This is a genomic window from Xanthobacter agilis (genome assembly GCF_021730435.1).
Classification (GTDB): Bacteria; Pseudomonadota; Alphaproteobacteria; order Rhizobiales; family Xanthobacteraceae; genus Xanthobacter; species Xanthobacter agilis.
Genome location: NZ_JABWGX010000029.1, coordinates 1 through 19,672 on the forward strand (window position 1 = coordinate 1; position 19,672 = coordinate 19,672).

The following is a 19,672-nucleotide window of genomic DNA, read 5'->3' on the forward strand; positions in this document are numbered from 1 at the left end:
CCTTGGTGCCCCCCGGCACGAAGCTTTTGATCCGCTCCCACTGATCATCCCGAAGACCATCGCAATCCATCGCCGATCCTCCAAAATCAGCGTTGAATCCGATTTGCGACCACTTGGGAATCCCAAATCCTTAAATCGTCACTACGGCCTAAATCGCCACCGCGACTAATTGTTGGTCTCCGGTGACGCACGCCCGCGTATGGCGGTATTCACCGCCGCCACCAATTGCTTCAGCGAGAAGGGTTTCGGCAGGAAGGCGAAGTGTTCCGAGGGCGGCAGGTTGCGGGCGAACGCCTCCTCCGCATAGCCGGAGATGAAGATCACCTTCATGGCGGGATCGCGCGCGCGCAACTCCTTCAAGAGGCTGGGGCCGTCCATTTCCGGCATCACCACGTCGGAGATCACGAGATCGACCGGCTGCCCCCCCTTGGCCAGAAGCTCCAGGGCCTCGACGCCGCTGGCGGCGGTGAGCACCTCGTAGCCCCGCGCCGAAAGGGCGCGGCTTGCGAAGGCGCGCACGGCATCCTCGTCCTCCACCAGCAGAATGCGGCCCTGCCCGGTGGAATCGCCCATCTTCGGCTCGGGTTCGGCCGGGCGCTGCGGCTCCGCTTCTTCCGCGGGCACGAAGCGCGGCAGGAACACGCGGAACACCGTGCCCTTGCCCATCTCGCTGGCCGCCAGAATGGTACCGCCGGTCTGCTGCACGATGCCATAGACCGTGGACAGGCCGAGCCCGGTACCCTTGCCCACCTCCTTGGTGGAGAAGAAGGGCTCGAAGATCTTGTCGATGATTTCCGGAGGAATGCCGGTGCCGGTGTCCTCCACCTCCACCACCACGTAATCGGCGGGCGCGAGATTGCCCGCCCCGTAGGCGGCGCAGGCGCTGGCCGGCACATTGGCGGTGCGCAGGGTCAAGGTGCCGCCGTCGGGCATCGCGTCGCGGGCGTTCACCACCAAGTTTACGATCACCTGCTCAAACTGGTTCACGTCCACCTTCACCGGCCACAGGTCGCGGGCGTGCTGCACCTCCAGGGTGATGCGCTCGCCGATGAGACGCCGCAGCAGCTCCGACACGTCGGAGATGACGTCGGTCAGCTCCACGGCCTGGGGGCGCAGGGTCTGGCGCCGGGAGAAAGCGAGCAGCTGGCGCACCAGGGCCGCCGCGCGGTTGGCATTCTGCTTGATCTGCATGATGTCCGGGAAGGACGGGTCGCTGGGCCGATGCTTGGCCAGCAGCAGGTCGCAATAGCCGATGATGGCGGTGAGCACATTGTTGAAATCGTGGGCCACCCCGCCGGCCAGATGGCCCACCGCCTGCAACCGCTGCGATTGCGCGAACTGCGCTTCCAGCGCCTTCTGCTCCGAGGTGTCGATGGCGCACAGGGCGATGTCGTCAGCCCCGCCGGCCGCGACGCCCAGCGGCGCCGCATAGAGGCGCGCCGAGCGTCCGCCCGCGGCGGTGACATCACAGGGGCCAGAGGGCTGACCGCCCGACCGCGCCGTTGCCAGGAAGCCGTCCACCGCCGCGGCATCGCGCTCGGAGATCACCGCGCGCAGCGGCTTCCCGGCCGACGCACCATCGGAACCGAACAGCCGGGCGAAAGCGGCATTGGCCGCGCGGATCCGCCCCTGGCCATCCAGGAGCGCCAAGGCGACCGGCGCCTGCAGGAAGAAGCGATCCACATCGGCGCCGTTCCGGGCCGCGACCGCCTCGGGCCGCACCGCCGCCACGCCAGCGGCCGATAGCGGCGCCGCGACCGGCTGCGGCGCGCGCCCCGCCGACGGCAGCGCGGAGCGCGGCAGGATCACCGCCGTGGCTTCACCTGCGGCGTCGCACACGCCGAGGCGCACGAACACCGCCAGCGGCCGTCCGTCTTTCCGCGTGAGCTCCAGCTCAAGGCTTGTCGGGCCGCGCCCGGTCCCGAGGGCATCACGCAGGTCGGGCACATGGGCCGGCGCCACAACCTCTTGCAGCGGCATGCCTTCCGGAGCCCATTCCGCCAGGCCGTAGCCCAAAAGGCGGCACAGGCTCGCATTGGCGAGCACCACCCGATCGCGGCCGACACGGGCGATCCCCGCCGGTGCCCGCTCCCACGCCTCCAGCAGGGCCGCGGCGCTTTCGTCGTCGAGGGGCGCCATGGGCGCGGGCTCCGCCGCAGCCGGAGCGGGCGCGGCCGGCGCCGCGACGGGCGCGGTCCCGGCTTCGATCACACGCAACGCCCAGAGCACCCGGCGCCGGGTGTCGAGGGGCTGGACTGAAATCTCGATCTGCCGGCCGCCGCTCCCCGAATCGAAACTGATGCGGGATTTGAAGGCCTTGGCGTCGGCGACCGAGTTGAGCAACTCGGCCATGGCCGCCTGGGTGCCCGGCACCCGTGACAAGAAGCGCTCGGGGATCGGAGGCTCCCCGCCTTCGCTGCGGCACAAGGAGCGGTAAGCCGCATTGGCCTCCACCACCCGCTCGCCGTCCTCCACCACCGCCAGCGCGTCGCCCGAGGCCGCCAGCACCGCCGGGCCAAGCACATCGCGCGTTTCCGGCTCGCCGCGGAACGACTTCCACACCAGCGAGATGGCCCAGAAGGCACCGAAGACCGCGAAACCGCCGATCACCCCGGACAGAAACGATCCAGAGGCGCTCGCGAACAGCACCGTGGCCGCAAAACCGCCGATCAGCGCCATTCCGGAGAGGGTCAGGGTGCGCAGGACCTGCCCGCCGAGCCGCGCCCGAGCGGCCGGCCTGGATGCGCGCGCCACTGCATTCATCTTGCTCATTGCACACCCTTTTCGCTTCCGCGCCGCGGCGCCGGGCCGCCTGCGATGCATATGCGGAGATTCGCCACTGACTGAAATCCTGCCATGATTATCAACAAAAGCTTAGGTGGTGACGCATAACATGCAGACGTAGAGTCATCCGCCCGCTATGACTCGACACCCCGATGGCTGCGCGACGGAGGCGTGATGTTACAGCAGTTGTTTGGCGCGGAGCTCGACTTTTCGGTTCGCCTGGCGATCGCGCTGATCGTGGTTGCCGCCCTGCTCGGCGTCACTGTTTTCGTGATGCGCAGGCTGGGTGGAGGCCTGAGCGGTCGAGCCCCCGGGCGCGGCCGCAACGGTCCCCGGCTCGCCGTCGTGGATGCCGTCGCCATTGATCCGCGCCGCCGCCTCGTGCTCGTGCGCCGCGACGATGTGGAGCACCTCCTGCTCACCGGCGGCGCCAACGACGTGGTGGTGGAACAGAACATCACCGGTGGCTATGTGGCCACGGCGGGGCTGCGTCCTGCGATGCCGCTGGAGCGCGAAGCCCAAAGAGGTGTGCAGCCGCCCACCGCGAGGGCGCCGTTGGCGCCGCGCCCGCAGGCCGCGCAACTGACCCCCGCCACACCCCAGACGGATGCGCTGGCCGCCAGCATGGCCGCCGCCGCGCTCGCCGCACCCGCCACCCGGCGCCGCTCCCCCTACGAGGCAGAGGCAGAGGCAGAGGCAGAGTTGGACGAGCCGACCCCGCTGGCGCGGCCCGAAGTCGCGCCGCGTCCGGCACCACAGGCGCCCGTGCGCCCCGCCGCCCCGGTGGCCGCGGTTCGCGCTGAAGCCCCGGCGCTGCCTGCCGCGCCCGCCGTCGAGGAGTCCGGGAACGAACAGAGAGATACCAGCGAGGGGCCGGCGCCGACCCGCGTCGAAGCCCTCCTCGCCAATGCCGCACGTCTGCGGTCCCAGGCCGCCACCCTGCGTCAGCGTCTGGTGCGCCTGCCAGCGGATCAGAAAGTTGAAGTCGCCGCCACCATCAGGCGAATCGACCGCAAGGTCGCTGATACGCTGAAGGAAGTGGAACGGCTCACCGGCGAGAGCCAAAAAGCCGAAGCCACCCCTGCCGCCGGCCCCCGCCTGTCCGACGACGCCGCAAAGCGCGGACTTGCGCTCCTGCTGGGCACCCAGCGCCCGGAGACGAAGACCGAGGCCGCGGAAAACGCACCGGCCCCGGCGAACACGGTCGCGGACCAGGCCGCACAGAAAGCTGCGGCCGAGAAGGCGGCAGTCGAACGCGCAGCCGCACAGAAGGCCGCAGCCGAAAAGGCAGCGGCTGAGAAGGCGGCAGCCGAACGCGCGGCCGCGCAGAAGGCCGCGGCCGAAAAGGCAGCAGTTGAGAAGGCGGCAGCCGAACGCGCGTCGGCACAGAAGGCCGCAGCCGAAAAGGCAGCGGCTGAGAAGGCGGCAGCCGAACGCGCGGCCGCACAGAAGGCCGCAGCCGAAAAGGCAGCAGTTGAGAAGGCGGCAGTCGAACGCGCAGCCGCACAGAAGGCCGCAGCCGAAAAGGCAGCAGTTGAGAAGGCGGCAGCTGAGAAGGCGGCAGCCGAACGCGCCTCGGCACAGAAGGCCGCAGCCGAAAAGGCAGCGGCTGAGAAGGCGGCAGCCGAAAAGGCAGCGGCTGAACGCGCGGCACAAAGGGCCGCAGCTGAAAAGGCAGCGGCGGAAAAGGCCGCAGCTGACAAAGCTGCCGCTGAGATGGCGCTCGCGGACCAGATCGCCGCCGAGATGGCTGCCGCGCTTGAGGCTGACCGGGCTTCGATTCCCGAACCCAGCGTCGGTCGCGTCGCGCCGCCCGTTCTGCGCCCCGCCGCGCGTCTCGACCGGGGTGACGAAGCCGCGTCACCGGGGGCGGTGGAGCCCCGCCTGAAGGAGATGGCGCAGCGCCTCGATGCGGCCCTGTCGCGTCCGACCGACGAAAAGCTCCGCCTGTCTCTCTCCGATCTGCTGGAGGACATCGAAGGCACTGCGGCGGACGTCAGCGCCCCGCCGGCGGCTCCGGCCGACCGGCCGCGCGTTCCGCTGGCCACCCGCCGCCCCGCGCCGCCGCGCGCGGAGCCGAAATCGCGTGCGGGGCTGAACCCGGCGGACTACTCCCGCTTCCTGTCGGAGGATCCCGCCAGCGCGCCCAGCCCGGCCGGATCCGGGGAAGCTGCGGCTCGCACGCAGGCCCGCGAGCTCTTCTCGGACGGTTGGATGCGCGCCACCCGGCGGCTCGACCGCACGGACGAGCCGGCCCTGAAGGCCCCCGACGTCAACGTCCGCCCGGGCCGCGCCACGGCGCCGCCGGCGGCGCCCACGCCGCGGGAGCCCCTGTTGACGGCCCGCAGGTCCGATGCCGCAGCGCCCCTCGACACCGCATCCAGGCGCGATCCCGCGCCCGCTGTCACCAAGGACGCAGCCCCTGCCCCGAAGCCGGAGCTCGACGACCCTGTTGCCTTCCTGGATGAGTTCGACGCGGAGATGGCCACCCTGCTGGGACGCACTCCACCCCGGTGATGCATCCGAGAGGGGGACACCGGTCCCCCTCGACGCCCGGCGGTGAAGGCGGAATCAAGCCACGCGCGGACAAACACACAAAGGGCCGGCTCCCTCTCGGAAGCCGGCCCTTTGTTTGCTTAGGTCAGCGTCCATCCGCTCGGGGCCCTATCCGGATCCGGTACGGCCCCCGAGCGCTCAGATGGAAACCAAAGCGGCGGGAAACCAAAGCGGCGCGCGCCGCGCCCGCCTCGCGATCTGGAACTTCTCCACAGATCGCTGTGAGCGCCCCAGATCCCGAAGCGGTGTCGACCGGACGTCCCCTCGTTCAGTCGTCCCGATAAACGCGCTCGCGACGCTCGTGCCGCTCCTGCGCCTCCACCGACAGTGTGGCGATGGGACGGGCCTCCAGCCGCTTCAGCGAGATCGGGTCGCCCGTATCCTCGCAAAAGCCGTAGCTCCCATCCTCGATGCGCTGCAGCGCCGCGTCGATCTTTGAGATCAGCTTGCGCTGACGATCACGCGCCCGCAGCTCGATGGAGCGATCGGTTTCCGAGGACGCCCGGTCGGCGAGATCGGGGTGGTTCTGATTCTCGTCCTGAAGGTGCTGCAGGGTTTCACGCGCTTCCCGCAGAATGTCGTCCTTCCACCGCAACAGCTTCAGCCGGAAATATTCCCGCTGCCTGTCGTTCATGAAAGGCTCGTCCTCGCGGGGCCGATAGTCATCGTCGAGTTGGATCGACATCAGCCGTGTCCTCAATAAAGCGTCGTTGATCCCCGCGGTTCAGGATCCGCCCGCCCGGCCTCCGGCGGATGCGGCGAAGCCTGCCCCGTCGACGAACTGGAGCGGCGTCCCACCAGTGAGCGCGGCGAGGCGACCTTTCCTGGCAGGAATGACGCTCCAAGGTCGCCGCGCTTATATCGACGCCATCCGCAGACGACAACTGTCATTGCCATCTCCCCCCGCGTGACACGCACACGTTCGGGGCTTGACGAAGGCCCTCCGTGTGCCGACCCTGCCGCGGTGCAGCAGCCGCCGGACCGCGGCTTCGGCGGCTCAGCGGCGAAAGCCAACCGCAAGGCCATCGCCGCGCGTGCGGGTTGTAAGCTGGGACCCAGCGACCCAAGGTCGCGGCTGCGAGACCCGCCAGTGGCCGTGGCCGAACGAGGAAGACTGTCCATGCGTTTCGAGGGCACCGCCAGCTATGTCGCCACCGACGATCTCAAGGTGGCCGTCAACGCCGCCATCGTCCTCGAACGCCCTTTGCTGGTGAAGGGCGAGCCCGGCACCGGCAAGACCGTGCTCGCACAGGAAGTAGCGGAAGCCCTGGGCGCGACCCTCATCGAATGGCATGTGAAGAGCACCACCAAGGCCCAGCAGGGCCTTTACGAATATGACGCCGTGGCGCGGCTGCGGGACAGCCAGCTCGGCGATCCCAAAGTGCATGACATCGCCAACTACATCCGCAAGGGCAAGCTGTGGACCGCCTTCGCCGCCGACCAGAGGCCGGTGCTGCTGATCGACGAGGTGGACAAGGCCGACATCGAGTTTCCCAACGACCTGCTCCAGGAACTCGACCGCATGGAGTTCCACGTCTACGAGACCGGCGAGCAGGTGAAGGCGCGGCAACGCCCTGTGGTCATCATCACCTCGAACAACGAGAAGGAGCTGCCGGACGCCTTTTTGCGCCGCTGCTTCTTCCACTACATCCGCTTCCCGGATTCGCAGACCATGCGCGCCATCGTGGAGGTCCATTTCCCCGGCATCAAGCAGCGGCTCGTCAGCGAGGCCCTGCGCCTGTTCTACGAGCTGCGCGAGCTGCCGGGGTTGAAGAAAAAGCCCTCCACCTCCGAACTCATCGACTGGCTGAAGCTGCTGCTGGCCGAGGACGTGGACGCCGATGCCCTGCGCGAGCAGGACGTGCGCAAATCCATACCCCCGCTCCACGGCGCGCTGCTGAAGAACGAGCAGGATGTGCATCTGTTCGAGCGATTGGCCTTCCTCGCCCGCCGGGAGACCCGCTGATCGTGGACATCTCCATCATCCTGCCCCTGCTGGTCGCCCTGGTCCCCATCGCCTTGTTCTTCGCGCTGGTGCGGCACCGACAATCCGCCGCCACCCGGCGCCCGGTGGAGGAGGTCGCCGAGCCGCCGGCGGACTTCGGCCTCAATCGCGATACTGATTCGGAACATCCCGCCCCCGCCTCGGAGAGTTCGGATACGTCGGCGGCGGCGGCCGCCGCCGCAGGCGGGGCGCTTGTCATCGGCTATGGCGTCAGCCACCGCTCGGACGACAGCGGCGACCGGGCCGCCTCGGGCGACTCCAGGAGCACCAAAAGCTAGAGAGGGACCACCCGCATTGATGTCCCCGCTCGTGCGCCGATACCGGGTGAACGCGACCATCCGGTGCCAACGTCCGGAGCGCATACCGCGCGGTGCGCGCTGGCAGCGGCGGATACGCACGCAGGAACTCCGCCGAGGGCGGGAGACCTGCCCGCCGTGAGGCGACGGACGTTAAGGGCGGGCTCCCAGGCGCGTGACACGCCGGGGTCAACCGGCTGGCGTCACCCGCGCCGCGGGCGCCGGCCGATCACCACCAGGCCTTGCCGATATTGAAGGTGTAGCTGAGCGAGAGGCCCGCGCGGAACTGGCTCGAATCACTGGTGAGCGGCGAGGAGGCGGCATCGCCCAGCAGATAGCCATAGCCACCGAACATCCCCGCCTCGAAGCCGTTGCGGAAATTATAGGTCAATTGGCCGGTCACGCCCACGAGGTCGAACCCGCCCCCGGCGTTGAACACGGGCAGCGGATTGCCCAGCAGGGTCGCCGTGGCCGACTGGAGCGGCGTGACGCCGAAATAGGTGCTCATGTAGCCGGAGCCGGCATAGGACAGGCGCGGCCCCACGGCGAAACGCCAGCGATCCATGGTGTAGATGGCGTCGGCCGCAAGGTCGCCGGTCACGCCTGAAAAGCCGCCAACCCCGTAACGCAGCTCCGCCCGCAGGCGCAGCCAGGGCAGCGCATACCACTCCGTGAAGCCACCCCCCTCGACCGAGGTGCCGATGTCGCCGAGGCCGGTCAGCCGGTCCGAATCGCTGTCGTCCCGCCCCCAGTCCAGCCGCCCCACCGCGCCGATCCGGAAGGTTCCGGTATCGAAGAGGGCGATGGACGGATTGTCGTCGACGCTGCGGAAGGTGTTAAGCTGGCTGGCCTTGTCGATGGAGAAGATAACACCGGGCCGGATGGTGTAGCCGTCGGAGCCGGGATAGTCGGGCTCCACCCGGCCCGAGACGCCGATGGTCAGGTACCAGTCCTCCACCGTGGCCTTCGGCGCCGTTCCAAACCCATAGGACAGGTCCGCCGCCAGGGCGCTGCCGCCGGCACCCAGCGCAAAGGACGCGCAACACACCGTGATGAGACCCCGCCCGAACGCCGCCATAAGACACCTCGTCAAGACACCCCGAAACCCCGTCCCGCCGTCAGCGGCCCCATCCCGCGTCGCAGGCTCCGCCCGTCGAATAGCGGGCGCAATCCTCAGCCGGTTGAGGACGAAGAACCTAGCTGCGTCGTCGCCATGGATGGTGGCAAAAATGCAACTCATGGCCCACGCCGTTCCCAGGCACCATGAGCCGACGACGACAAGGTCCGGTTTTTTCATACCGATGGCGCCCGCGCGCATGCTGAGCGCGTCACCCGCCTTCCAATGGCGAAGACTCTTGAAGTATCGTTGCGGCGGCAGCACCGGAAATGCTTCCGCGTCCTGGAATGAAAATTCCGGAGAGGGGAAAATGACGTCACTTCAGCACGCGACGCCCTGCAGCCGACTGCCGTCTTGCACGCGAACGACCACAATCGCGGTAGTTTCCAACCTCCATTACAGGGCTCCGCGGCGTGCTGGCATCGAACTCTCGTTGCCCATGGTTGACATGCCGTAAAGCCGCCACCCCGCCGGCGCTGCAGAATGATTTTTGCAGCCGATCCATCACCTTGCGTTAGAAGGAGTCTTTCATGACCGCAGCTGCTTCCGAGCCGCATACCATCCTCGGCGACGAAAGCTTCATGTCCGCCGACGACCTGCGGCACTACATGCAGGAGCTGGAGCAGGCGAAGCTCAGCAAGGAACTCGAGGCCATGAGCCGCGAGGACAAGGCGCGCGCCGCGCTCGTCAAGACCCTCTCCACGCCGCTCGATCTCACGCCCGAGGTGTTGGGGCAGATCGCCCAGAACCTCGTCAGCAAGATGAAGGTCGCGGCCCAGCGCGGCGAGACCGAGATCATGGTGATGCGCTTTCCCAACACCCTCTGCACGGACAAGGGACGCGCCATCAACAATGCCGAGGAGGGCTGGCCCGAGACCCTCACCGGCCGCCCGCGCCAAGCGTTCGAGCTGTGGCGCGACCACCTGCGCCCCGGGCACTACAAGCTGAAGGCGATGGTGGTCGACTGGCCGAACGGCATGCCCGGCGACATCGGCTTCTTCCTGAGCTGGGCCTGATCCGCGCCCCACGCCGACGCGGGATCCCGCTGCCCGTCCACGCGGCTGCGGGCTCCCGCTCAAACCAAGAACGAGAAGCAGGAGACGCGCCATGAGCAAGGCCAAGGACAGCAAGGCCAAGGACGGCCACGCCAGGGACAGTAAATCAAAGGAAGCCGTGAAAGAGACGGTCCCGGCGGCGGCCACCGCGACGGCACAGACAGCGGCGGCACAGACGGCGGCGGACGAGGACGCGGCCTCCGGTCCCCTGAAGCGCAAGGCCTATGAAGCCCATCTCAAGGATCTGCACGCCGAACTCGTGAAGCTGCAATTGTGGGCGAAGCAGACCGGCGCCAAGGTCTGCGTGGTGTTCGAGGGCCGCGACGGAGCCGGCAAGGGGGGCGTCATCAAGGCCATCCTGGAGCGGGTGAGCCCCCGCATCTTCCGCGTCGTGGCCTTGCCCCCGCCCACCGAGCGGGAAAAGTCGCAGATGTTCATCCAGCGCTATGTGCCCCATTTCCCTGCGGCGGGGGAGATCGTGATCTTTGATCGCTCTTGGTACAATCGTGCCGGCGTAGAGCGCGTCATGGGCTTCTGCACCGAGGAGCAGGCGAAAAAATTCCTCATGGGCACGCCGCTGGTCGAGCGGGCCATGGTGGAATCCGGCATCATTCTGCTGAAATACTGGCTGGAGGTGTCGGAGGAAGAGCAGACCCGGCGCATGGAGAGCCGCATCGACGATCCGCGCAAGATCTGGAAGCTCTCGCCGATGGACCTCGAATCCTATTCGCGCTGGTATGACTATTCGCGCGCCCGCGACGAGATGTTTGCCGCGACCGATACCGAATGGGCGCCCTGGTACGTGGTCCATTCCGACCACAAGAAGCGCACGCGCCTCAACATCATCGCGCACCTCATCTCCAAGATCCCCTACAAGGAGATCCCGCACGAGAAGGTGAAGCTGCCGAAGCGGGACAAGCCGCATGGCTATGTGGAATCGGAGCATCCCTGCCGCACGGTGCCCGAGCGCTATTGAGATTTCCGCGCGTCAGCGGCCGGCTTGGTGAAAGCAAGGGGGAGCGGGACGGGGCGGGACGCGCCATCGCCCCGCCGTGCGTCGCCCCTCCGCCGACAGGGTATCCCGCGCCGATCCGCCCCACCGCGGCGCCCCTGCCCCTGACACGATCGGCCACGGTGCAGGTGAACCAGCGATCATCGAGCCGGCCCCCTCACCTTCTGACAGGCCTCGCACACCCGGCACGCGGGCCTCATTCGGCGGCGGCCCGCCGCTTCTGTGCCGCCGCAGCCGCCTGGTCGGCGGCCTCCTCCGCCTCGTGCCGGCCCGAAATGGCATGGTGGACCCAGCCGTCCAGGCGATCGAGGTAGAGGTAGATCACCGGCGTGATGAACAGCGTCAGCAGCTGCGACACCAGGAGCCCGCCGACCACCGCCACCCCCAGGGGCTGGCGCAGCTCCGATCCGGCACCGGCGCCCACCGCGATGGGCAGCACCCCGAAAATGGCGGCCAGCGTGGTCATCATGATGGGCCGGAAGCGCATCAGCGCGGCGGTCCGGATGGCATCGTGCGCGCTCAGGCCGGCGCGGCGACGCTCCAGGGCCACGTCGATCATCATGATGGCGTTCTTCTTCACGATGCCCACCAGCATGATGATGCCGATGATCGCGATCACCGACAGTTCCATCCCCGCCGCCATCAAGGTGAGGAGCGCGCCGATGCCCGCGGAGGGCAGGCCCGACAGGATGGTGAGCGGGTGGACGAAGCTCTCGTAGAGCACCCCCAGAACCATGTAGATCACCAGCACCGCCGCCAGGATCAGCAGCACCTGATTGCCCAGCGCGTCCTGAAACACCTGCGCGGTGCCCTGGAAGCCGGTGATGATGCTGGCGGGCAGGTCGGCCGCCTCGGTTGCCGTCCCGATCTCGGCCACCGCCTGCCCGAGCGAGGTGCCGGGCGCGAGGTTGAAGGAGATGGTCACCGCCGGCTGCTGCTGCTGGTGGGCCACCTGGAGCGGCCCCACGGTGCGGCGGATGTCGGCCACCGTTTCCAGGGGCACGACGGCTCCCGAGGCGGTGCGCAGATAGACCCGTGAAAGGTCCGCCGCATCCTTCTGGAAGCGCGGCTGGACCTCGGCGATGATGGCGTACTGGTTGGTGGCGGTGTAGAGCGTCGCCACCTGCCGCGTGCCGAACTGGGTGTAAAGGGCATCGCGCAGCATCTGCTCGGTGATGCCCAGGGCGGCCGCCTTGTCCTTGTCGAGGTCGATGGTGAGCTGTGGACTGGTGATCTGCAGGTCGCTTGTCACGTCGCGCAGGCCGGGCAGCTTGGCGATCTCCGCCTCCACGCGCGGGGCCGCCTCGTAGAGGGCCTGGGTGTCGGAGCTTTGCAGGGTGAACTGGAACTGGCTCTTGGACTGCACGCCGCCGACCGAGATGTTCTGCACCGGCTGGAAGAACACGCGCACGCCCGGCACTTGCGACACCCGCTTGCGCAGGTCCTGAATCACCCCATTGGCGGAGAGCAGCCGCTCGTCGCGGGATTTCAGGGCAATGAAGAGGCGGCCGGTGTTGGTGGTGCGGCTCGATCCGGTGGCGCCGGCGGTGGAGACCAGATAGGCGACGTTCGGATCCGCGCGCACCGCGTCCGCCACGCGCTTCTGCCGCTCCACCATGGCGTCGAAGGAGGTGTCGGTGGCCGCCTCCACCGTGCCGGTGATGAAGCCGTTGTCCTCCTGCGGGAAAAACCCCTTGGGGATGATGATGTAAAGATAGGCCGACAGGGCGATGGTCGCGAACGTCACCAGCAACATGATGAAGCGGTGTCGCAGCACCACATCCAGGGCCACGCGATACGCGCCGAGCCAAGCCTCGAACATGCGCTCGGTGACGCGGAAGAACAGACCCGGCCGCTTGTGGTGGTCGGGCGCCTTCATGACGCGGGCGCACAGCATGGGCGTGAGGGTGAGGGAGACGAAGCCCGACACCAGGATCGCCACCGAGATCGTCACCGCGAATTCCCGGAAGATGCGCCCCACCACCCCGCCCATGAACAGCACGGGGATGAACACCGCCACCAGCGACAGCGTCATGGAAATGATGGTGAAGCCGATCTCCCGCGCACCGATGATGGCGGCCTGGAACGGCTTCACCCCGTTCTCCATGTGCCGGTAGATGTTCTCCAGCACCACGATGGCGTCGTCCACCACGAAGCCGACGCACAGGGTCAGCGCCAGCAGCGTCATGTTGTTGATGGAATAGCCGAACAGCCACATGGCCGCGAAGGTGGCGATGATCGACAAGGGCAGCGCCAGCGACGGCACGATGGTGGCGCGCACATTCCGCAGGAACAGGAAGATCACCAGCACCACCAGGATGATGGCCTCGAACAGGGTCGTCTGCACATCCGCCACCGCCTCGCGGATGGAGGTGGAGCGGTCCATCAACACATGGACATCCACCGATCCCGGAAGCTGGGCCCGGAAGGCCGGCAGGCGCTCCTTCACCTCGTCCACCACCGCCACCGTGTTGGCGTCGGGCTGGCGCACCACGGCGACGATGATGGAGCGGTCATCGTTAAACCAGCTCGCCACCCGCTCGTTCTCCACCCCGTCGGTGACGCGGGCGATCTCGTCGAGCCGCACCGGAGCGCCATTGCGCCAGGCCACCACCAGGCGGCGGAAATGGTCGGCGCTGGCGGTGGCGGTGCCCATGTCGATGGTGAAGGTCTGCTTGGGGCCGGACAGCACGCCGATGGGCGTGTTGGAGGCCGCCGCCTGCACCGCGCTTTGAATGTCCGCCGCCGAAATGTTGCGCGTGGCCGCCGCCCCCGGATCCACGCGGATGCGCACGGCATATTTCTGGCTGCCGTAGATCTGCACCTGCGCCACCCCCGGAAGCTGGGAGATCTGCTGGCCGATCAAGGTGTCCGCATATTCGTTCACCGCCGACAGGGGCAGGGTGTCGGAAGAAATCGCCAGCAACAGCACCGGCGCATCGGCTGGATTAACCTTGCGGAAGCTTGGTGGCGTGGTCATCTCATCGGGCAATTGCCGCTGCGCCACCGAAAGGGCGGACTGCACGTCGAGGGCGGCATTATCGATGTTGCGGTTCAGGTCGAACTGGATGGTGATGGAGGTCGAGCCCTGGGTGCTCGACGACGTGAGCGACGAGATGCCGGCGATGGTGGCGAGCTGGCGCTCGATGGGGGTCGCCACCGCCGTCGCCATGGTCTCCGGGCTGGCGCCGGGCAGGGTCGCGGTGACGGTGATGGTGGGGAAATCCACGCGCGGCAGGGCCGCCACCGGCAGTTGGCGATAGGCGAACAAACCCGCCACCACCAGCGCCAGCATCAGCAGCGTGGTCATGACGGGGCGGCGGATGCACAGTTCGGCCAGCATCGGCTCAGCTCCCCGTGGCCGAGGTCGGCAGGCGCTTGACGTTCACCCGGCTGCCGTTGCGTAGCGCGAGCTGACCGTCGGTGACCACGGTCTCGGTGCCGTCGAGGCCCGTGGAGATGACCGCCGCGCCGTCCACGGTGCGGGCCACAGTGACCGGCCGCACACGGGCGACGCCATCTTCCACCACGAACACAAACGACCCATCCTGCCCCGATTGCACCGCCTCGTTCGGGATGGCGACCGCATTGTCCTCCACCCGGAGCGTCACCGTGACGGCACCGAGAGTGCCGGGCCACAGCCGTTCATTGGCGTTCTCGAACACCGCCCGCACCGCGATGGTCCCAGTCTGGGGATCCACCGTATTGTCGATCACCGCCACCTTGCCGCCCGAGATGCTCTCGCCCGAACCCTGGAGGGTGATCGACACCTGCGCGTTCGCGGCCGCGCGCAGTTCCCCCAGATAGCGTTCGGGCAGGCCGAATGTGACGTAGATGGGCTTCAATTGCCGCACCGTGGCCAGGGTGTCGTCCACCCGGATCACCGCGCCCGCCCGCGCCGCCGACACGCCGATGCGACCGCTCACCGGCGAGCGGATCTCGTAATAGCCACGCTGCACCTTGAGGGAATGCAGGTTGGCCTCGTCCTGAACCACGGTCGCCTGCTGCATGTCGGCGGTGGTCTTGGCGTCCTCCACCTGCACTTGGGAAACCGCATTGCGGGTGGCGAGGCCGGAATAGCGCTCGACGTCCCGCTGCGTCTTGTCGAGCTGCGCCTTGTCCTTGGCGAGGGTCGCCTCGGCTTGGCGGATCTGGGCGTCGATGACACGGGCATCAAGCTGGAACAGAAGGTCGCCTGCGGCGACCACGGCGCCGTCCGCGAACCCCACCTTGTCCACCTCCGCCGCCACGCGGGAGCGGATGGGGACCGTGACCATCGCCTCCACGGTGCCCAGGGCCTCCACGCGCACCGGCATGGGCTTGCGCGCCGCCCGCGCCACCAGCACCGCGGTGGCACGCGGCTGGGCCGCCGCAGTGTCCTGTGGCGCCTTGGCCTCCAGCCAGGCCTTGCCCTGCCAGGCCCAGGCCGCCGCCCCCGCCACCGCGAGGCACACCATGGCCACCAGGACGCGCCCTGCGCGCCTTCGCCCGTCGTTCGTCATGCCACCCTCGATCCCGCCCGCCACAGACTCGGCCCCAGATAGCGCAGCCATGCTACGCTGCGATGCAACGCGCGTTGGGGCGCGAGGTCCAATTACGGTTTGGACAGATTCGAAGGCGAATGCGCGGCGATTGGTCGCCGCGCCCCGAAAAACGCGCGTCAGTTTCGTATCAGGCCACCAGCCGCAGGTGTGACAGCCGCTCCAGGGCCTTGTCGATGGTCGCGTCGTTCTTGGCAAAGCAGAAGCGCACCACGTTTCTCACCGCATCCTGCGCATAGAAGGCCGAGACCGGGATGGCCGCCACCTTATGGGTCTTCGCCAGATCGAGGCAGAAGGCCTCGTCGTCGGGCGCATTGGAATGGGCGGAGAGATCCACGGTCAGGAAATACGTGCCCGCCGACGGCAGCACCCGGAAGCCGAGGCCCGCGAGGCCGTCGGTAAGCCGATCGCGCGAGCGCTGGAGGCCGGCCCGCATGGCGGTGAAATAGCCATCATCCTTGCCGAGGCCGTAGGCGACCGCCGCCTGGAGATTGGGCGGGGTGGTGAAGGTGAGGAACTGGTGGGCCTTCGACAGCACCTTCATGAGCGGCGGCGCGGCGAACACCATGCCCACCTTCCAGCCGGTCATGCCGAAGATCTTGCCGGCCGAGGAGATCTTCACCGTGCGCTCGCGCATGCCATCGAAAGCCATCAGAGGCTCGAAACGCAGACCGTCGAACACGATGTGCTCCCACACCTCGTCGCACACCGCATAGGCCCCGAAGCGCAGGCAGAAATCCGCCAGGAGCTGGAGTTCCGCGCGGGAATGCACGACCCCGGTGGGGTTCTGCGGATTGTTCAGCAGCACCAGCTTGGTGCGGTCCGAGAAGGCGGCCTTCAGCTTGTCCCCGGTGATGGTCCAATGGGGCGGCTCCAGGCGCACCAGCCTGGCGATGCCGCCGGCCCGCTGCACCAGCGGCAGATAGGCATCATACAGCGGCTGGAACAGCACCACCTCGTCGCCCGGCTCGATCAGGCCGAACAGGGCGGCGGCCAGCGCCTCCGTGGCGCCGGACGTCACCATCACCTCGGTGTCGGGATCAAGGTCGAGCCCCTGCCAGTGGCGGAAGTGGGCCGCCGCCGCCTGCCTCAGTTCCGGCAGGCCCATCATGGAGGGATATTGGTTCCAGCCGTTCAACACCGCGTCGGCCGCCTTCTGCCGCACGTCGAGGGGGCCGGGATCGTCCGGGAAGCCCTGCCCGAGGTTCACCGCATCATGGGTGCGGGCGAGCTGCGACATCACCTCGAAAATGGTGGTGGGCAGCGCCGAATAGATGGCGTTGAGCGGGCGCAGGGGGGCGGAAGCGGTCATGGTGCATCGTCTGAATGGGCGGCGCCCCGTGGCGCCGGGTGTCCGCCGTTTAGACCCTTAGCCATGCCAGCGAAAGGGACAAGACCATCCGGCGCCATCCGTGGCCGCGATCAGCGCCCGCCCGGCGGACCTGACAGGGGCTTCAGCGCCGCCAGCAGCGCGTCTTCCGTCACCTCAGACATGGGGCACAGCACCTTCGCAGCCTCGGTGCGCCGGCCTGGACGCATCACCAGCACCACGGTTTCGGCGCCGCCGCAGGCGGGATCACCGCAGGAAATCTCGGAGACCGACACCGTCGCCTCCTCTTCCAGATCCAGAAGCCGTCGCACCCGGTCCGCGAGGGCGCGGGCCGCGTCCCGGCCGGTATCCGCCTCGCCCCGCCGCCGCATGAACAATCGCATGGCTCACCTCCCGCCGTGACGCTCCGCCGTTCTGCCCAGGCCCCGCGGCGGCAAGATGGCGAGCGGCGCGCCGCTCCCGATCCCCACCTCAATCATCCTCCGCCTCGCTCTCCGACAGGCCGAACAGCCGGCGCAGCCAGCGCAGACCACGCCGCAGCCGGCCGCCTTCCAGCCGCAGCACCGCCCAGGTGACACGGCCGTCGTCCACGTCCCGCACCTCGATCGAGGCGCGGCCGTAGGTGATGCGCATGCCGGGCGCCACCCGGTCGCTGGCGCGGTCGGCAAAGGCATCGGCGATGGTCAGGCCCCATTCTTCCTGCGGCACCGGCAATCCGTAGAGCCCGGCCAGATCTCCAAGCCGCACCTCGCCGACGAAGGGAAAGGCGGCCACATCGGTGAGGGCCATCGCCTCCTGTGGCCGGAACAGGCGATCGAGCCCCTGCACCCTCTGGGGCGGCGCGAGCACATAAGCGTAGTCGCCCACGCGCAGGGGGCCGGCGGCCTCCGGGGTGAGCGTCTGGCCGCCCCGCACCACCATCACCAGCCGCGCCCACGCCGGCAGCGCGCCGCTGCGAACCGCCGGCGCGCCCTCGGCGACCGGATAGGCGACCAGCTCCACATCCATCTGACCCGGAAGGTCGATCTCGAACCGCCGGAGGGACCGCACCGGGTCGGACAGGGCCACCGCGAACCGCCGCGCGGCCGGCACCATGGTCCAGCCGTGCAGCACCAGCGACACCAGCACCACCGCGAAGGCGACGTTGAAATACACCTCCGCCTGCGGCAGGTGCGCCAGCATGGGGATGGTGGCCAGGAAGATGGAGACCGCTCCGCGCAGCCCGGCCCAGGAGACGAACGCCTTCTCATCCACCGAGAAGCGGAACGGCGCGAGGCAGGCGAACACCGCCACCGGCCGCCCCACCAGAATGAGGAACGCCGCCACGCCGAGGGCGGGCAGCGCATATTCCAGGATCTTCTGAGGCGAGACCAGAAGGCCCAGCATCACGAACATCACGATCTGGCAGATCCAGGTCACCGCATTGAGGAAGCTGGTGATGGGCGCGATGGCGCGCACCGGGCGATTGCCCATCACGAACCCGGCCAGGAACACCGCCAGGAAGCCGGAGCCATGCAGGAGCGAGGTCAAGGCGAACAGCAGCACCACCACCGCCACCGCCAGCACCGGATGCAGCCCCGCCGGCAGATCGAGGCGGTTCATCAGTACCGTGAGCACGATGCCCCCCGCGATGCCGAACGCCGCCCCCACCACCAGTTCGCGCGCGGCCCCCAGCAGCACCATGAAGCCGGGGTCGGTCAGATGGGCCGATGCCAATTCCACCAGAAGCACCGTCAGAAACACCGCGGCCGGATCGTTGGTGGCCGATTCGAGCTCGATCACCGAACCCACCCGCCGGCCGAGATGCAGCCCCTGGGCGTGCATGAGAAAGAACACCGCCGCCGCATCCGTGGACGCCACGATGGCGCCCACCAGCAGGCCCTCCATGGGTGACAGGCCCAGGAGCGGCGTCGCCACCAGCCCCACCAGCGCCGCCGTGAGCACGACCCCCACCGTCGCCAGGGTTACCGCCGGCGCCACGGCACCGCGCATGGCGCCCATGCGCATGCGCAGCCCGCCGTCGAAGAGAATGACCGAGAGCGCCGCCGAGCCCACCATGTAGGTGGCCCAATAGTCGTCGAAATGGATGCCGCCCGGCCCGCCCTCCCCGGCCAGGACCCCAACCAGCAGGAACAACAACAGGATCGGCGCGCCGAAGCGGGCGGCCAGCAGGCTCGACAACGTGCCGGCGACGAGCAACGCCGCCACCACCAGCAGCACCACATTGGAAACGACCACCGCCCCCATCCGCTCCGTCGCCTCCAGCGTCCGCATCCCCGATGCACTCAGGCGACAGTAGCGCCACATGCCTTCGGCGCGTAAGGTCTTCCGCGTTGTGGAAATCCTGGGCGGTTTTGGGGGCACACCGAACGCGTTCACGAGGATTTTGAACATGCCGTGGCACGGCAAGGCGCGTGCATACCTCGTCGTTCCGTTTGCGCTCGCAGCCGATGGACTGCGCGCCGAGCGAAGCGAGACGATCTGCTTCGATCACGACCTGGCGATCGAGATCGCGGAGACGGAAAGCGAGTTCACATCAGGCGTTGGCGTCTATCCACTGGATCAGGACGGCCACTGTCTCACCTACGCGCCGATCGCCTGGTACGGTCCCCTGGAACCTCCCACGGACAGTGGTCAGGGCGCAAGGCTTCTGCCGGTGAGCTTCATCCACATACCTCACTTGGCGAATGGTGGCAAAACGCCGCCCCGGCTCCACTGAAGATCGCGAACCTCTTGCCGGCCTGCCCGCAGGGCGACCAATGATCGCCCCTCCCCATTGGGATTGATGCGCGACGTGCGCGCATGAGTTGCACGTCACCAACGCGATCTACTCAAGGATTGTTCCGCGGGAACAATGCGACAGTCAGCCGCAACCCCTGACGGACGCCCGATCGCAACCTTGCACCCGTCTGCCCGACCTTGTTCGCATCGTCACGCGAAGTGGCGCCTGGGTCGCGCAAAACAAGGAGCGAAGGC

The 19,672-nt window shown here is 68.1% G+C and carries 14 protein-coding genes; 6 read left to right on the forward strand and 8 right to left on the reverse strand.

The features are described 5' to 3' along the window. Positions 1 to 165: 165 nt before the first annotated feature. Positions 166 to 2,772, reverse strand: coding sequence for a response regulator (locus HUW53_RS18050; protein ID WP_237347146.1), 2,607 nt, complete (start codon positions 2,770 to 2,772; stop codon positions 166 to 168). Between the two features lie 186 nt (positions 2,773 to 2,958). Between HUW53_RS18050 and HUW53_RS18055 the strand changes: the two genes are divergently transcribed. Further along, positions 2,959 to 5,301 (forward strand): flagellar biosynthetic protein FliO, encoded by a 2,343-nt coding sequence (locus tag HUW53_RS18055; protein WP_237347147.1) that lies wholly within the window; start codon positions 2,959 to 2,961, stop codon positions 5,299 to 5,301. 307 nt (positions 5,302 to 5,608) lie between these two features. On the opposite strand, the gene dksA is transcribed toward HUW53_RS18055, so the two are convergent. Continuing rightward, on the reverse strand, positions 5,609 to 6,025 hold the full coding sequence (dksA, locus tag HUW53_RS18060; protein WP_237347148.1) for an RNA polymerase-binding protein DksA: 417 nt from the start codon (positions 6,023 to 6,025) through the stop codon (positions 5,609 to 5,611). A gap of 435 nt (positions 6,026 to 6,460) precedes the next feature. On the opposite strand from dksA, the gene HUW53_RS18065 reads away from it, so the two are divergent. Together HUW53_RS18065 and HUW53_RS18070 are read left to right on the forward strand one after the other, a co-directional pair. Then, on the forward strand, positions 6,461 to 7,306 hold the full coding sequence (locus HUW53_RS18065; protein ID WP_237347149.1) for an AAA family ATPase: 846 nt from the start codon (positions 6,461 to 6,463) through the stop codon (positions 7,304 to 7,306). 2 nt (positions 7,307 to 7,308) lie between these two features. Then, a complete protein-coding gene (locus tag HUW53_RS18070) occupies positions 7,309 to 7,623 on the forward strand; it encodes a hypothetical protein (RefSeq protein ID WP_237347150.1) in 315 nt (104 codons plus the stop codon). Positions 7,624 to 7,870: 247 nt separating this feature from the next. On the opposite strand, the gene HUW53_RS18075 is transcribed toward HUW53_RS18070, so the two are convergent. Then, on the reverse strand, positions 7,871 to 8,719 hold the full coding sequence (locus tag HUW53_RS18075) for a MipA/OmpV family protein (RefSeq protein ID WP_237347151.1): 849 nt from the start codon (positions 8,717 to 8,719) through the stop codon (positions 7,871 to 7,873). Between the two features lie 569 nt (positions 8,720 to 9,288). Between HUW53_RS18075 and HUW53_RS18080 the strand changes: the two genes are divergently transcribed. After that, complete coding sequence (locus HUW53_RS18080) at positions 9,289 to 9,774, forward strand: hypothetical protein (protein WP_237347152.1); 486 nt, start codon at positions 9,289 to 9,291, stop codon at positions 9,772 to 9,774. Positions 9,775 to 9,865: 91 nt separating this feature from the next. Beyond that, positions 9,866 to 10,789: a polyphosphate kinase 2 gene (gene ppk2, locus HUW53_RS18085; protein WP_237347153.1), complete on the forward strand. Its 924-nt coding sequence runs from the start codon at positions 9,866 to 9,868 to the stop codon at positions 10,787 to 10,789. A 232-nt stretch (positions 10,790 to 11,021) separates the two neighbouring features. Here ppk2 and HUW53_RS18090 read toward each other — a convergent pair whose 3' ends face one another. The 5 genes from HUW53_RS18090 to HUW53_RS18110 form a co-directional block, all read right to left on the reverse strand. Further along, the gene (locus HUW53_RS18090; protein WP_237347154.1) at positions 11,022 to 14,168 is read right to left on the reverse strand and encodes an efflux RND transporter permease subunit; all 3,147 of its coding nucleotides are present in this window, start codon (positions 14,166 to 14,168) and stop codon (positions 11,022 to 11,024) included. Positions 14,169 to 14,172: 4 nt separating this feature from the next. Further along, a complete protein-coding gene (locus HUW53_RS18095) occupies positions 14,173 to 15,327 on the reverse strand; it encodes an efflux RND transporter periplasmic adaptor subunit (protein WP_237347155.1) in 1,155 nt (384 codons plus the stop codon). A 169-nt stretch (positions 15,328 to 15,496) separates the two neighbouring features. Next, positions 15,497 to 16,678, reverse strand: coding sequence for an aminotransferase (locus HUW53_RS18100; protein ID WP_237347156.1), 1,182 nt, complete (start codon positions 16,676 to 16,678; stop codon positions 15,497 to 15,499). Positions 16,679 to 16,788: 110 nt separating this feature from the next. Beyond that, a complete protein-coding gene (locus tag HUW53_RS18105; RefSeq protein ID WP_237347157.1) occupies positions 16,789 to 17,079 on the reverse strand; it encodes a hypothetical protein in 291 nt (96 codons plus the stop codon). An 88-nt stretch (positions 17,080 to 17,167) separates the two neighbouring features. Continuing rightward, positions 17,168 to 18,970: a potassium/proton antiporter gene (locus HUW53_RS18110; RefSeq protein WP_237347158.1), complete on the reverse strand. Its 1,803-nt coding sequence runs from the start codon at positions 18,968 to 18,970 to the stop codon at positions 17,168 to 17,170. Positions 18,971 to 19,001: 31 nt separating this feature from the next. Here HUW53_RS18110 and HUW53_RS18115 point away from each other — a divergent pair, with 31 nt between their 5' ends. Further along, positions 19,002 to 19,415, forward strand: coding sequence for a hypothetical protein (locus tag HUW53_RS18115; protein ID WP_237347159.1), 414 nt, complete (start codon positions 19,002 to 19,004; stop codon positions 19,413 to 19,415). Positions 19,416 to 19,672: the final 257 nt, after the last annotated feature.

Bases quoted from the DNA above. Each gene is read 5' to 3' on its own strand.
- HUW53_RS18080 (WP_237347152.1), top strand. From the start codon at position 9,289: ATGACCGCAGCTGCTTCCGAGCCGCATACCATCCTCGGCGACGAAAGC.
- dksA (WP_237347148.1), bottom strand. From the start codon at position 6,025: ATGTCGATCCAACTCGACGATGACTATCGGCCCCGCGAGGACGAGCCT.
- HUW53_RS18075 (WP_237347151.1), bottom strand. From the start codon at position 8,719: ATGGCGGCGTTCGGGCGGGGTCTCATCACGGTGTGTTGCGCGTCCTTT.
- HUW53_RS18105 (WP_237347157.1), bottom strand. From the start codon at position 17,079: ATGCGATTGTTCATGCGGCGGCGGGGCGAGGCGGATACCGGCCGGGAC.
- HUW53_RS18050 (WP_237347146.1), bottom strand. From the start codon at position 2,772: ATGAGCAAGATGAATGCAGTGGCGCGCGCATCCAGGCCGGCCGCTCGG.
- HUW53_RS18090 (WP_237347154.1), bottom strand. From the start codon at position 14,168: ATGCTGGCCGAACTGTGCATCCGCCGCCCCGTCATGACCACGCTGCTG.
- ppk2 (WP_237347153.1), top strand. From the start codon at position 9,866: ATGAGCAAGGCCAAGGACAGCAAGGCCAAGGACGGCCACGCCAGGGAC.
- HUW53_RS18055 (WP_237347147.1), top strand. From the start codon at position 2,959: ATGTTACAGCAGTTGTTTGGCGCGGAGCTCGACTTTTCGGTTCGCCTG.
- HUW53_RS18115 (WP_237347159.1), top strand. From the start codon at position 19,002: ATGCCTTCGGCGCGTAAGGTCTTCCGCGTTGTGGAAATCCTGGGCGGT.
- HUW53_RS18110 (WP_237347158.1), bottom strand. From the start codon at position 18,970: ATGCGGACGCTGGAGGCGACGGAGCGGATGGGGGCGGTGGTCGTTTCC.
- HUW53_RS18100 (WP_237347156.1), bottom strand. From the start codon at position 16,678: ATGACCGCTTCCGCCCCCCTGCGCCCGCTCAACGCCATCTATTCGGCG.
- HUW53_RS18065 (WP_237347149.1), top strand. From the start codon at position 6,461: ATGCGTTTCGAGGGCACCGCCAGCTATGTCGCCACCGACGATCTCAAG.
- HUW53_RS18095 (WP_237347155.1), bottom strand. From the start codon at position 15,327: ATGACGAACGACGGGCGAAGGCGCGCAGGGCGCGTCCTGGTGGCCATG.